Source organism: Catalinimonas alkaloidigena (assembly GCF_029504655.1).
In the GTDB taxonomy this organism is placed as follows: domain Bacteria; phylum Bacteroidota; class Bacteroidia; order Cytophagales; family Cyclobacteriaceae; genus Catalinimonas; species Catalinimonas alkaloidigena.
This window is the reverse complement of the sequence record NZ_JAQFIL010000001.1, coordinates 4505613-4519216: the sequence shown is the minus strand read 5'-3', so window position 1 is coordinate 4519216 and position 13604 is coordinate 4505613. Positions and strand designations below refer to the sequence as shown.

11 protein-coding genes are annotated in these 13604 nt (G+C 45.4%); 10 read left to right on the top strand and 1 reads right to left on the bottom strand.

The features are described 5' to 3' along the window. Window positions 1–6: 6 nt before the first annotated feature. Window positions 7–3228 (bottom strand): SusC/RagA family TonB-linked outer membrane protein, encoded by a 3222-nt coding sequence (locus OKW21_RS18395; protein ID WP_277481867.1) that lies wholly within the window; start codon window positions 3226–3228, stop codon window positions 7–9. A 426-nt stretch (window positions 3229–3654) separates the two neighbouring features. Between OKW21_RS18395 and OKW21_RS18390 the strand changes: the two genes are divergently transcribed. The 10 genes from OKW21_RS18390 to OKW21_RS18345 all read left to right on the top strand — a co-directional run bounded on the left by OKW21_RS18390 (window position 3655) and on the right by OKW21_RS18345 (window position 13516). Continuing rightward, window positions 3655–4275 (top strand): helix-turn-helix domain-containing protein, encoded by a 621-nt coding sequence (locus tag OKW21_RS18390; RefSeq protein ID WP_277481865.1) that lies wholly within the window; start codon window positions 3655–3657, stop codon window positions 4273–4275. A 105-nt stretch (window positions 4276–4380) separates the two neighbouring features. After that, the gene (gldC, locus tag OKW21_RS18385) at window positions 4381–4737 is read left to right on the top strand and encodes a gliding motility protein GldC (protein ID WP_277481863.1); all 357 of its coding nucleotides are present in this window, start codon (window positions 4381–4383) and stop codon (window positions 4735–4737) included. 56 nt (window positions 4738–4793) lie between these two features. Next, window positions 4794–5225 carry a nucleoside deaminase gene (locus OKW21_RS18380; protein ID WP_277481860.1) on the top strand — a complete coding sequence of 144 codons (432 nt, stop codon included), beginning with the start codon at window positions 4794–4796 and terminating at the stop codon, window positions 5223–5225. Between the two features lie 109 nt (window positions 5226–5334). Next, a complete protein-coding gene (locus OKW21_RS18375; protein ID WP_277481858.1) occupies window positions 5335–5814 on the top strand; it encodes a thioredoxin family protein in 480 nt (159 codons plus the stop codon). A 72-nt stretch (window positions 5815–5886) separates the two neighbouring features. After that, window positions 5887–7257 carry a tRNA uridine-5-carboxymethylaminomethyl(34) synthesis GTPase MnmE gene (gene mnmE, locus OKW21_RS18370; RefSeq protein WP_277481856.1) on the top strand — a complete coding sequence of 457 codons (1371 nt, stop codon included), beginning with the start codon at window positions 5887–5889 and terminating at the stop codon, window positions 7255–7257. A gap of 549 nt (window positions 7258–7806) precedes the next feature. Beyond that, a complete protein-coding gene (locus OKW21_RS18365; RefSeq protein WP_277481853.1) occupies window positions 7807–9117 on the top strand; it encodes a paraquat-inducible protein A in 1311 nt (436 codons plus the stop codon). 66 nt (window positions 9118–9183) lie between these two features. Next, window positions 9184–9939, top strand: a complete 756-nt coding sequence (locus OKW21_RS18360; protein WP_277481851.1) for an oxidoreductase — start codon at window positions 9184–9186, stop codon at window positions 9937–9939. 287 nt (window positions 9940–10226) lie between these two features. Continuing rightward, complete coding sequence (locus tag OKW21_RS18355) at window positions 10227–11255, top strand: synaptic vesicle VAT-1 family membrane protein (protein WP_277481849.1); 1029 nt, start codon at window positions 10227–10229, stop codon at window positions 11253–11255. Window positions 11256–11384: 129 nt separating this feature from the next. Then, complete coding sequence (locus OKW21_RS18350) at window positions 11385–12806, top strand: Gfo/Idh/MocA family protein (RefSeq protein ID WP_277481848.1); 1422 nt, start codon at window positions 11385–11387, stop codon at window positions 12804–12806. 11 nt (window positions 12807–12817) lie between these two features. Next, the gene (locus OKW21_RS18345; RefSeq protein ID WP_277481847.1) at window positions 12818–13516 is read left to right on the top strand and encodes an SDR family oxidoreductase; all 699 of its coding nucleotides are present in this window, start codon (window positions 12818–12820) and stop codon (window positions 13514–13516) included. Window positions 13517–13604 lie beyond the last annotated feature (88 nt).

The window sequence follows — 13604 nt, the reverse complement described above, 5'->3', positions numbered from 1 at the left end:
CTCAGTTTACAGTTTAAAATTCAGGTTGAAACCTATACTGCGAGGCGTAGGATATGCCATATTTTCCACGCCGGGAACCAGTGTGCCTCCGGATAGCGACATATTCTCAGGGTCAATATGAGGGTTTTGTGTCCAGAGTGCTACATTCCTTCCCACTACAGACAAGCTCACATCACGGAAAGGGAGTGACTCCAGCAAACTGTTGGGTAAAGTATAGCCAAACCTGATCTCTCTCAATTTGGTGTAAGAAGCATCCCAGGCGCCGGCCTCAATATTGCTCTCTCTGCGAAAGTACTGGTAGTTCCAGTCACGGGCAGGCACTACCACATCATTAGGGCGGGCAGCAGTGATGTTTCCGGCTTCATCATAGGCGGTGGCGATCACTCCTTCGCCCACCATACCATTTTCACGGCCTACTACGGTACCTTCCAGCTGACCGGCATTTCTACCTATCCAGGTGGTTTGCGAGACAATGATGCCTCCCTGACGAATATCCAGCAGCACGCCCAGGTTAAAACCTTTGAAGCTGATGGTATTGTTAATACCCATCATCCAGTCTGGATTGTAATTGCCTACTTTTTCCAGCTCAGAAGTTCTTAATGGGAAGCCAGATTCGTTGTACACAATCTCGCCATTGTAGCGCTGGAATACCGAGCCATAGATGTCGCCCATACGCTCACCGGGTACTGCAAGAATTTCAGCTCCACGGTTGGCTGCGATGCGATAAGACGGAATATCATCAGCCAGCTCCACCACTTGTGAGCGGTTTCTGGACCAGTTCACCGATACATCCCAACGCAGGCTGTTATTAAGTTCAACCGGTGTACCTGTCAGCATCAGTTCTACGCCTCTGTTTTCAATTTCACCGGCATTGATCACCTTACTGCTATAGCCCGAAGTGCGGTCTACATCAATCTGCAGGATCTGGTTGCGGCTGCTCATATTGTAGTAGGTGAAGTCCAGCCCCATTCTACCGCCAAAGAAGCGCATATCGGTACCTATCTCAAATGATGTCACGATCTCCGGCTTCAGCTCAGGGTTTCGGATGACTGATGATTCGGTAACCCTCTGCGTAGTCTCCCAGGGAGGCAGGTAATTGTAAACATTGGTAAGGCGGTAAGGGTCGGTATCGTTACCCACCTGCGCCCAGCCGGCTCTCAGCTTTGCAAATGAGATGGCAGAGGGCAACTCCACCATATCACTGATCACTGCACTGGCCGAGACAGAAGGGTAGAAGTAGGAATTGTTATCTGCCGGAAGCGTACTGGACCAGTCGTTACGAGCGGTTAAATCCAGGAAAAGCACATTCTGATAACCGAAACGAGCCAGTCCATATAAGCTGTTGATTCGTTTGGAATTGACAAACTCTTCAGCCTGCAGCGCTACCCTGGAGTTACCAAAATTGTAAATGCCTGGAATGGATAGCTGAGGTGCAACTAACTCATTATACTCATAGTTCTGGTCCATACGGTTGCCACCCAATGAGACATTGACATCCCATACATCATCAAAGTTTTTGTCGTAAGTCAGCAGGAAGTCCGTGTTTCTTTCTTCAAAGAAAATATTGTCTTCCCGGTACATACCGAAGGGAAAGCGCTGCGTACTGAACGCTCTTTTTCTGTCTCTCAGTTCGCGATAAAAGTCAGTGCCGGAACGTACCATCAGGCTCAGCTCGTCGGTAAATTTATAGGTCAATGAGATATTCCCCAGTACCCTGTCTTTCGCCTGCCCATTGGTATTCTCGTACATGGTGAAGTAAGGGTTGTCGTGGTAGTTGTAGTTATAATTAAACTGCTGTCTGCCTTCCAGGCCGGGCTGCCAGTAATCACGAAGGTTACCCGTATTGATTTGTCTGCCATACCACACCCATAGATACATAATGCTTTCGGTACCATAGCTGATAGAGGGGCGGTTATCACTTCTGCTTCTGATATAGTTGACCATGGCGTTTGCTTTCAGCTTGTCCGTGAGGTTATAGCCCCCGCTGAAAAGCATGGTATTTCTTCGCAGGTCAGTATTGGGTAACATACCGCTCTGGTCCAGATTGGTAAAGGACAATCTGAAATTACCATCCTTGTTACCTCCTGAAACGGCGACATTATTAGTCAGCGTGACTCCGGTTTCAAAGAAGTCATTGATGTTATCAGGATTAGCGGTCCAGGGAGTAGGCGTGATGGTACTTCCATCTGGAGCTGCGTCAATGTCGCCCCCACGGAAACCGGCAGCATCACGGGGAGAGTCAAACTGAGGAAGGAGCTGACCATCCAGACGGGGGCCCCAGCTTTCGTCAACTCCATCAGCGATGCCTGCACCGGAACCGTCTACAAATGCGAATTGACCACGGTTTCCTTGTCCGTATTGATCCTGCCAATCAGGGAGGCGAAGAGGATTTTCAAAAGAGGTGGTAGAGTTGACACTGACACCTATCCCATTGGCTCCTTTGCCGGACTTAGTAGTGATGATAATCACCCCGTTGGCAGCCCTGGAACCGTAAAGCGCGGCTGCATTGGGACCTTTAAGGACACTGATGCTTTCAACATCATCGGGATTTACTTCACCGGCGCCATTGCCATAGTCCGCTTCCAGGTTCCCTGAGCCGGAGGAGCCGATCATATTATTATTGATAGGCACACCGTCCACTATAAATAGAGGCTGATTTTTGTTGATGTCCAGCGAAGATTCTCCACGGATGGTGATACGGGAAGAACCGCCGATGGTCGTAGATGATCCGGTGACGTTGACACCCGCAACCTTACCGGCTAGCGAGTTGACCAGGTTGGTCTCCCGGGCCTGGGTAATGGACTCTCCCTGAATTTCCTGGACCGAGTAGCCGAGGGCTTTGGTTTCACGTTCTACGCCGAGGGCAGTAACTACTACTTCACCCAGTTCACGTGCGTCCAGACCAAGGTTCACATCAATAGTAGTGCGCCCATTGATCGTCACCTCCTGCGTTTCATAACCTACAAATGAGAATACTAAGGTTTCGGCATTCTCAGCGACATTCAGGCGATAATTTCCTTCAATGTCGGTAATAGTGCCCTGAGTAGTACCTTTCACCAGCACATTTACGCCGGGGATGGGTTCGTTGTTAGGGTCAGTTACTTTTCCACTTATACTCATCTCCTGGGCATAAGCAGTAAAGCCAAGCAGCAGAGAAAACAATAGCAAGCCTGAGCTAAAGCCTGCCTTGTACCTCACCCTGACTAGCGTTTGTAAAAGGTTCATCATGAGATTCAGATAGTTTGGTTAAAAATTATATCGTATGACTTACAAAAAGCAAAGTGGGAGAAGAGGCGCTGAAACAGTGGATAAAACCATTTCAGCCCTCTCATTTAATCAAGAATAGGTTTGCTTGCACACTGTCTCCTTTCCATTGGGTTAATGATTGGATTCAGTACAAAAGTAGAAAAATAGGATTGAGCTAAATTCAACAATACTTTAAGTAATTGTTAAAATTACGCACAATAAGACAACATGAGTTTAATATATGTAAACTTTTTAGAATATGAAAAAGAAAGGCGAGATGTTTGTTGCTATAATAATCGCTTTTTTTATGCCTATATTAAAGTATTGGGCATGATGGCTATTTTATGTTTTTGTTAACAAAATATTAAGTGAGCCTGCAGGAAAAGAAGATCGCTAAAAACCTATGAAATGAAAATGAAGGATTTGATTAGTTTTAACGCAAAAAATGAAATGAATGACCAGATTATTGCTGGTATCGGCAAGAAAGTAAGAAGCATACGTCAACAACAAAACCTGAAGCTACACGAAGTGGCCAAAGAAGCTAATATCAGTAAAAGCCTTTTGTCAAAGATTGAAAATGGAAGATCCGTACCATCTCTACCCGTTTTGGTTTCCATTATTCAGGTACTTAAAGTAGAATTCAGCGCTTTTTTTGAAGGCATAGAAGCAAACGGACATGTCCCCTACATTCATAAGAAAAAGGAAGACTACGTATTTACTGAAAAAGAGAGTGCCATAGGATTTATTTACAGACATATCCTGAGCAAACATGCTTCCAGCGTAATTGTGGAAGCTGTAATTCTGGATTTGCAACCAAACTCTAAAAGAGACTTCGTCACCACAGATGGCTTTGAGTTCAAATACGTGCTAAGTGGTAGGGTAGAATATCATATTGGAGAACATATTGTGGAAATGGAAGCCGGAGATTCCCTTTTCTTTGACGGACGAACACCGCATGTTCCCATTAATAAGTCTGATAAAAACTGTTCAATGCTGGTAGTATACCTGCTTACCCCACCGGAAGTGTAAGCCAATGGCTAGTATGGTGGCTAAAAGTATCATCGGGCAAATTGCTCTATACTCATTTCTTTGCCTAACTTTGCCTGCATATTTTGAAAAGAAAACCAAATAATTATGAAAAAGTCAGAAATCAACCTGACCATACATCTGGATGACGATAATGTGCCTGAAAAAATCTTTTGGGATGCCACCGATAAAGACGATGGCGCGGATTCCGCTTCCAATGCGATCAGCCTTTCCATTTGGGACCATCTGCAAAAAAATACGCTCAGAATAGATTTGTGGACTAAGGAGATGCCTGTTGACGAGATGAAGCGTTTTTCTATAGATACCATAGGCGGTATCGCTCAGACTATTCTTTCCGCCACGGGTGACACGTATATGTCTGATGAGATCAATGAGCTCTGCGACAAGCTGGTGAAGCATGTGGAAGAGGAGCAGAAGAAAGCGAGCCAAAATCCTGATAACTAAATTTAGTATCATAAGCTTATCGTCACAAGCATTTCTTAACCCACTGCACTCAGCTTATGCAAGAAGAAGACTACTTACAACTGGCCATTGACAGAGCCCATGAGGGAAAAACTCCCTTCGGGGCAGTCATTGTACAGCAGAATAAGGTATTGGCGGCAGTGTTTAATACGGTGAGTCAAAGTAAAGCCCCTACTGCACACGCGGAGGTGAATGCAATTAGGGAGGCCAGTCAAAAGATCGGGGCAAGCAAACTTAAGGATGCCATACTCTATACCACCTGTGAGCCATGCCCCATGTGTACGGCCGCGGCCTTATTCGCAGGAATCGCAGAGGTAGTATATGGTGCTAGCATTCCACTGATCAGTCAGTATTTGCCGCAAATTATGCTGCGATCTTCGGAATTACTCAGCTATTCAGAAAAAAAAATGTTGTTAAGATCGGTGGAAAACGTAGCCCCCTACGAAAAACTTCTACAGCAATATGCATAGAAATGTTGCAAGCGGCTCAGCAAAAAGACATCTGGCTTAATCTTTGTCAGAATTATAGAGAATCTTTTGTATAATTAGTGCGTTTGCAAATAAAGAAAACAACACACTTATGAATAAATTAATGCTTAGCGTACTTTCTTTGGGATTACTCTTTTTAGTTTCTTCATTTACTGAACCTCCTAAAGAAAGCAAACCAACTAAAGGAATCAATTGGGTAACGATAGAGGAAGCGCAAGAACTTTCTAAAGAAAATCCAAAAAAGGTCATCATGGATGTGTATACGGATTGGTGCGGATGGTGCAAAAAAATGGATAAGACCACTTTTGCCGATGAAAAGGTAGTGGAGTATGTGAATGAAAATTTCTATGCGGTTAAGTTTGACGCTGAAGCCAATAAGAGCTTTGCCTTTAAAGGCCAGGAGTTTACCAATCCCCAGTTTACCAAAGCCCTGAGAGTAAGTGGCTACCCAACCGTTGTGTTTTTCGCTGAAGATTTCTCTAAATTCCAGCCGGTGAGTGGTTATCGCCAGGCGGATGAATTCCTGAAAATGCTGGAATCATTTAATCAGGCAGAGCCAGCAGGAAAATAAACGCTGCCATAAAATTTTGGATTGTCAGTTATCCTGTACCTTTGCAAAAGAGAACAGATAACTGACTTTTTTATGCAATATAGCGTAGAAGATACCATCGTAGCGCTTTCTACACCTGAGGGTATAGGAGCTATAGCTGTCATTCGACTATCGGGAAAAAATGCCATTCAGATCACTAATCAGGTTTTTAAGGGGAAAGACCTGGAATCGCAAGCTTCCCATACCCTTCACTTTGGTACCATACGAGATGGAAAAGAGATTTTAGATGAAGTTGTGGTTTCATTATTTAAGGCTCCTCACTCTTTTACCAAAGAAAATGTGGTAGAAATTTCCTGCCACGGTTCCCCTTACATTGTCCGCAAGATCATTCAACTATTACTGAAAAAAGGGGCGAGGCTGGCTCAGGCCGGTGAGTTTACCAAGCGTGCTTTCATGAACGGTCAGTTTGACCTGGCCCAAGCTGAAGCGGTAGCTGATTTGATATCGTCTGATTCTGAAGCTTCTCACAAAGCAGCCCTCAATCAGATGCGGGGCGGCTTTTCAGAAGAAATTAAAGGCCTTAGGGCGCAGCTTGTACACTTTGCGTCTATGATAGAACTGGAACTGGACTTTGTAGAAGAAGATGTGGAATTCGCGGATCGCGAGCAACTGGAAAACCTGATCAACGAAATTTTACGCATGATCAATCTGCTAATTGATAGTTTTGACCTGGGCAATGTGATCAAAAATGGTGTGCCTACAGTGATTGCCGGTAAGCCCAATGCCGGAAAATCTACTTTGCTCAATGCCCTACTCAACGAAGAAAAAGCCATAGTCTCCGACATACCCGGCACGACCCGCGACTTTATTGAAGATGAGATTAATATCGGAGGAATTGGTTTCCGCTTCATCGACACTGCGGGCTTACGTGAAACTACCGACAAGGTAGAAGCTATAGGCGTGAAGCGTACTTATGAGAAGATGCAGAAAGCTTCGCTTATCATTTATCTTTTTGATCTGGAGCATGATAACATTCAGGATGTATATCGGGCAATCAATCAGCTGGAGAACCAGGGTATTCCATTTATCAAGGTGGGTAATAAGGTGGACAAAGCCCGGCCGGAACTGCTGGAAGCTGTTCAAAAAATTGAAGATGTTGTTTTTATCTCAGCGGAACGGAAAGAAAACCTGGAAGGGCTGAAAAAGATGATCACTGATTTCGTAGACCTGGACAAACTCAAGACCAGCGGGACTATTGTGACCAATGTACGCCACTACCAAAGTCTACTGCAGACCCGCGAATCGTTACAGGATGTGCTTAATGGCTTAGCCAATGAAATTACCCATGACTTTCTGGCCCAGGATATTCGCCATGCCTTACAACACCTTGGTGAAATCACCGGTGAAATCACTACCGATGATCTGCTGGGAAATATATTTAGCAAGTTCTGTATCGGAAAGTAAATATGAAGCTTCCTCATTTCATTTATCCTGCTGATAGTAAGTAGCTGGACCTAAAGCAACTGGCGCAAGTAGAAATCACTTTATCAAGAAGTTTACCCTACTGAAGTAGCTTTGACAATTAACAGCAGTTCCAGGTGGAGCGCTTCAGAAGCAGGCAGTCCGTCCGTATCATCTTTGACGTACCACAAAACACGAAAGCCGCTCGTCTGCATTTAGAGGAGTAGCCACAGCTACGAGCTCAGGTATTTGTAATACAATGGTCTCCTGAAAAAGATCAGTTTCGGGAAATTTTGAGGCGACGATATAATTTCAGCCCCGCATCCTCAAAAGAATAACAGGAAAGTTATACTATACCGTCAACGTAGAGGATGTAAAAGTAGTAGCGTTAAGCATTCCCTCTTCTGATATTGCTAAGGAAATGTATGTGCCTCTATTTCAAGGTTTTGTATAATGTAGACTTGATACATAGACGTCAACTTCAGCAAGCGTTATACTTAGCTTAAACAATTTGGCGTATGTGGGTATTCTACATGAATCTAATTTTACTTTATGAACAAATTTTTACAACGCGCGCTCACCATATTTTTTTCCGGTGCTCTGCTGCTTGCGGCCGGATGGTGTACCTTCAATATCTATAACCTTTCCTCCAAAAGAGCAGAAATCAAATTTGATTACAGTGAGGTCAACAGCATAAGCTACGGTCTGCTTTCTATCAATGTGTGGAGCGATCATCTGACCAAGATCGCTATGAACAGGATCAGTGATTTTGAGCTGACCCCTGCGCAGGAAGACACCCTGAAGTATGCCATTGATCAGATGCTGTATGCTGTCGTCAATAAGGCAGATAGTTTGCTGGAGCAGAAACAGAAAACTTTTAAAGGTAAGCTTACGAAGTTTGCGGTCAATACTTTTGTGAACAAAGACAAAATAGAAGCCCTGGTACCTACCTTTTCCCAGACCCTTACCAATGAAATACAAGCGCCTGATAATAAGGAAGCGCTTAAATATCTGGTCAGAACCAAAGTTCAGGAATATACGGATAGCACTTATGCTGAAGCCAATGATTCATTGCTGGTAAACACAATTTTAGCTAAAAATAATGTGGCGAGTGTGGAAGAGTTTAACCGCAGGAGCGAGGCTACACTTCAGAGGCTACAGGAAGAAACTTACTTCTTTACCTATGTCGTAATAGGAATTATTCTGACCTATTTGATGCTGTGGTGGCTATTAAGGCATCAGAAAACAGTACATACGCCCTTCTTCATCATTTCAGTGTTGTTGGCTTTGGTCGTGCTGGGAGCGGGACTCACCACACCCATGATTGAAATTGATGCCCGCTTTAAAGAGGTAAGCTTTTTTCTGATAGGGGAAGAGATATCTTTTAATGATCAGATTCTTTTTTTTCAAAGCAAAAGTATTGTAGATGTAGTGGTCATCCTTTTGGAAACAGGAAAATATGATTCCATTCTGGTGGGGCTGCTGATCCTCGTATTCAGTATTGTATTTCCCATTACCAAGTTGCTTGCTACCCAGATTTACCTTACAGGAAAAGAGAAGTGGAAGAACAACAAAGTTATATATTTTTTTGCTTTCAAATCCGGAAAGTGGAGCATGGCCGATGTGTATGTCATCGCTATTTTTATGTCCTACGTTGGATTTCAGGGGATACTTGAGGATCAACTTGCCATCATGAATGTGGAGACCGATGCATTGGTTAGTATTTCCACCAATAAGACCTCTCTTCAGCCCGGTTTTATTTTATTCATTGCTTTTGTATTGTTCAGTTTACTTCTTTCCGTAATCCTGAAGAAGATTACTGCTTTGAGAAAGAATAAGGCGTTAGGAGAGAGCGCAGGATAAGCTCGTCCCGGGAAGGGGAGGAATTCAGTAGATAATAAAAAATAGTTCAACGTATAAACAGATCATATGACATCAGGCTGGAAACTGGAAGAAACGCCTTCGCAAGCAGGTAAAATAGGAGTGGTTACCGGGGCCAATGTGGGGCTGGGTTTTGAAACTGCCAAAGCACTGGCCGCAAGGGGAATGGAAGTAGTACTGGCCTGCCGTAATAGGGAGAAAGCTAAGGCAACAAAAGACAAAATCATAGAAAGCCATGCCCAGGCCAGCCTGCATATCATGGAACTTGACCTGTCCAGCCTCAAATCGGTACGTTCATTTGCCGAAAAATTTAAGCAACAGTTTGAGAAGCTTGACCTGCTGGTCAATAATGCCGGGGTGATGCTGACGCCCTACCAAATCACTGAGGATGGCTTTGAGCAGCAAATGGGCATCAATTATCTGGGCCATTTTCTCCTGGCCGGACTCCTGCTTCCCAAACTGGAGGCAGCAGAAAATACACGGATAGTGACCCTAAGCAGCCTTTCCCATAATTGGGGCGATATCTACTTTGACGATATGGCTTTTGAAGAAGGTTACAGTTCCCGTAAGGCTTACGGACAAAGCAAGCTCGCCTGCCTGATGTTTGCCTACGAAATGCAGCGCAGGTTAAAGGCTAGGGGCCATTCTACCATTTCGCTAGCTGCGCATCCGGGAATATCCGATACGGAGCTTGTTCGCAATCTTCCTAAGTTTATACATCTGATGGCCAAAGTTTTGGCACCGATATTTATCCAATCGGCCGCAGAAGGGGCGTTACCAAACTTTACGGACAGCTTTAGATGATAAGCTGAAAGGTGGTGAGTACCTGGGACCGGATGGCAAAAAGCAGCGCAAGGGAAAACCCGTGGTGGTGGATTCCAACCAAAACTCCAAAAACGGGCAAAAGGCAACCCGCTTATGAGAAGTTTCTGAAAAACTCACCGGAATTGATTATCTCTCTTAAGCTTAAATTTATCTTTCGTATTTTGCAGCTCTCTGCCGAATGTTAGAGAGTAGACCTGAAAGAAAAGAGGGCACATCTTATGTTCATTCAGCTAAAAAAGATTTAAAACCAAACCATCATATCACTTATGCGCCAGCGCCGGGTATACAGCATGCCGAAACCAGGCTCTATCAAAAATCTGAAATTACAAACTGAAGCACTCCCTGATCCTCAGGCCCACGAAGTATGTGTGCAAGTGAAGGCGATAGGCCTCAACTTCGCCGATGTTTTCGCCATGCAGGGGCTGTACAAAGCGGCTCCCAAGGGTAAGTTCATTCCGGGACTGGAGTTTTCCGGTGAGGTCATAGCGGTAGGTGATGAGGTGGGGGAGTGGAAAGTTGGTGATAAAGTCATGGGCGCTACCAAGTTTGGAGGCTATGTTTCGCATATCAACATCCACCATCGTTATGTGATTCCGCTTCCTGTAGGCTGGAGCTTTGAGCAGGGCGCAGGCTTTCTGGTGCAGGGCCTTACTGCCTATTATGCGCTCAAAGAACTGGGTAACTTACAAAAAGGCATGACCGTTCTCATCCACAGCGCAGCGGGTGGCGTAGGGATTCTGGCCAATCGCATCTGCAAAAAATACGATGCCTATACCATTGGTACGGTAAGCCAAACGAATAAGGTAGACTTTCTGCGGAAGCAGGAAGCGTATGATGACATCATTCTGCGCGACGATGATTTTTATGAAAAACTGCTAAGCGCCTTAGGCGAACGACCGCTAAACCTGATCATGGAATGCATAGGTGGTAAAGTCCTTAAACAGGGATGGCAGGCGATGGCTCCCATGGGACGTATGGTCTCCTACGGTTCAGCCAGTTTTACCAGTCATGGTTCCAGCCCCAACTATCCCCGGCTTATCTGGAAATACCTCAGGCGGCCAAAGATTGACCCCATGAGTTTGCCCACCCAGAACAAGTCCATCATGGGCTTCAACCTGATCTATCTATACGAACAAACGGATATGATGCACGAAATGCTCAGTGGGTTACAATCGCTACAGCTCAAGCCCCAGCATGTAGGGCATGTCTACAACTTTGAAGAGATGCTTGAGGCCATCCGGCTTTTCCAGCGCGGTAAATCCATCGGTAAAGTGGTGGTAAAAGTTGAAGCATAGCTAAATACTTGTGCTGCTGATGAAGAGCATAATTTCCTGTCTTCTGCCAAAATAAAATAATCTGCTTATCTTGGGTGGTTTATGGCTCAACCATAATCATTTTAATACCTAACAAGTAACTCATATCTGATGAATCAAGACAGCAGTAAGCAGAAAACAGTAAACCGACGCAATTTTGTAAAAGGGGCTGCCCTTTCAGCTACAGGGTTTATGATCATGCCCCGCCATGTACTGGGAGGTAAAGGCTTTGTACCACCCAGCGATAAGGTCAATATTGGAATTATAGGTGCAGGAGGTAAAGGCAGAAAAAACACCGAAGCCTTTTTGAAACTGGATGATGTGCAGGTGACGGCTATTGCCGATCCGGCTTACTACTGGAACCTGGCCGACTTCTACTATCGCTCAGAAGCGGGCCGGGGACCGGTGATGGATTTGGTAGAAGAACATTACGCAGCCAAAACACCCAACTTCAAGGTAGCTGAGTACCTGGACTTCCGGGAGATGCTGGAAAAAGAAACAGCCCTGGATGCGATTGTCTGCTCTACGCCTGACCATTCTCATGCCTACATCACTTCGCTAGGCTTACAGGCTGGAAAGCATGTGTACTGTGAGAAGCCGCTTACGCATAACATCTGGGAAGCGCGCCAGGTACAGGGCTTAGCTAGAGAAAGCGGTCTGGCTACGCAGATGGGCAATAGCGGCCATAGTGCGGATGGTATTCGCCAGACCGTAGAATATCTGCGAGCCGGAGTCATCGGCAAAGTAAGAGAAGCCCATGCCTGGGTACCGGCAGGCAGATGGAATCCCGGCCTGCAAGGGCTACCTCAGGGAAATCCCAACCTGCCCGTCGGCTTTGACTGGAAACTGTGGCAGGGCCCCCGTAAAGAGCAGGATTTTCAGGAAGAATATGTGCCGGTGAGCTGGAGAGACTTCTGGATGTATGGCTGCGGCGCTTTGGGTGATTTTGGCTGCCACGATATGGATGCTGCTACCTGGGCCTTTAACCTCAAGGCTCCGGAGAGTGTGCAGATATTTCCGGCAGGCTATAGTGATGAGAACATAGCGCCTTATGGTGAGATCGGCTATTATGATTTTAAAAAGCAGGGAGATCAGTCAGCGCTTAAGCTGCACTGGTATTCCGGTGGCTTACGGCCTGAGCTGCACGAAGCCCTACCCAAAGGCTATGAATATGGACGTCGTGCTTCTATGTTTGTAGGAGAGAAAGGCATTATCATGAATGATGGAGGCAACCGTGCTCCTGAAATTTATCCTGAGAGCTTACGTGATGCTGTTAAGCCACCCAGGCAAACAATACCCCGTTCCAATGGTCACTTTAGAGATTGGGTTGACGCGATCAAAGGGGGAGATCCTTCCAGCGCTAATTTTGAGTATGGTGCCCGACTGACAGAGATTACCTTGCTCGGTGTACTTTCCTTACGGATGGGCGGCAAGAAAATTGACTGGGATTATGAGCAGATGAAAGCCAAAGGCTTACCCGAAGCCGATCAGTTTATCAAAGAGCCCGTGCGTCAGGGTTGGGAAATGGCTTAAACAAACTACAGATGGGAGAATTGATCGTATACCATACTCTTTCTGACCTCTATAGGGCACTGAACTTGCCAATAGAGCAGGAGGTAGATTTTACGATTCATTTTCTCCCTGATATCCACTCAGAATTACCTTTCAAATCTCCTAAGTTTCGGACAGAGTACTATTCATTTGTTTTTGTCAAGGACGGAAGAGGTACTTATACGACAGATGAACATGTTTTTCCTACGGTTCCGGCTACGATCTATTTTACCAGTCCGGGCCACATCAAAGCGTTTGAGATGCAGGCGTTGCATGAAGCCTACATCATTACCCTTACCGAAGCATTTTTGAAAGAACAGGTACATGCTGATATCTTTGAAGAGTTTCCTTTTCTGCTTGCAGAAACCGCACCACCCGCTACCCTGCCGGGCAATGCTGCTTATGCTTCAATGAAAGGAGCGATAGAGGTATTTACCCGTTATCTGGCAAAAGAACTGGGGAGACGAGGTATCACCGCCAATACCGTAGCACCAGGGGCCATTGAAACAGATTTTACCGCACCGGCTTTTGCCACCAATCCACAGATCAAGGAGGATATTGCACAACAAACTGCCCTGGGAAGAGTCGGCCTGCCAGATGATATAGGTAGTATAGTCGCCTTCTTATGTACTGAAAACGCCCGCTGGATCAACGCGCAGCGACTGGAAGCATCAGGAGGAATGTTCTTGTAAAAAAAGCTTGAAAGCCTGCTTTGGTAGAGCCCGCTTTTGAAAACCCGCAGTAGTATGCCTACATTCCGGGTTTTCATATCGCTTCAAT

What these genes read in the sequence shown, in the direction of transcription:
- OKW21_RS18380 (WP_277481860.1), top strand. Translation starts at nt 4,794, where the DNA reads ATGCAAGAAGAAGACTACTTACAACTGGCCATTGACAGAGCCCATGAG.
- OKW21_RS18395 (WP_277481867.1), bottom strand. Translation starts at nt 3,228, where the DNA reads ATGATGAACCTTTTACAAACGCTAGTCAGGGTGAGGTACAAGGCAGGC.
- mnmE (WP_277481856.1), top strand. Translation starts at nt 5,887, where the DNA reads ATGCAATATAGCGTAGAAGATACCATCGTAGCGCTTTCTACACCTGAG.
- OKW21_RS18350 (WP_277481848.1), top strand. Translation starts at nt 11,385, where the DNA reads ATGAATCAAGACAGCAGTAAGCAGAAAACAGTAAACCGACGCAATTTT.
- gldC (WP_277481863.1), top strand. Translation starts at nt 4,381, where the DNA reads ATGAAAAAGTCAGAAATCAACCTGACCATACATCTGGATGACGATAAT.
- OKW21_RS18375 (WP_277481858.1), top strand. Translation starts at nt 5,335, where the DNA reads ATGAATAAATTAATGCTTAGCGTACTTTCTTTGGGATTACTCTTTTTA.
- OKW21_RS18360 (WP_277481851.1), top strand. Translation starts at nt 9,184, where the DNA reads ATGACATCAGGCTGGAAACTGGAAGAAACGCCTTCGCAAGCAGGTAAA.
- OKW21_RS18390 (WP_277481865.1), top strand. Translation starts at nt 3,655, where the DNA reads ATGAAAATGAAGGATTTGATTAGTTTTAACGCAAAAAATGAAATGAAT.
- OKW21_RS18365 (WP_277481853.1), top strand. Translation starts at nt 7,807, where the DNA reads ATGAACAAATTTTTACAACGCGCGCTCACCATATTTTTTTCCGGTGCT.
- OKW21_RS18355 (WP_277481849.1), top strand. Translation starts at nt 10,227, where the DNA reads ATGCGCCAGCGCCGGGTATACAGCATGCCGAAACCAGGCTCTATCAAA.
- OKW21_RS18345 (WP_277481847.1), top strand. Translation starts at nt 12,818, where the DNA reads ATGGGAGAATTGATCGTATACCATACTCTTTCTGACCTCTATAGGGCA.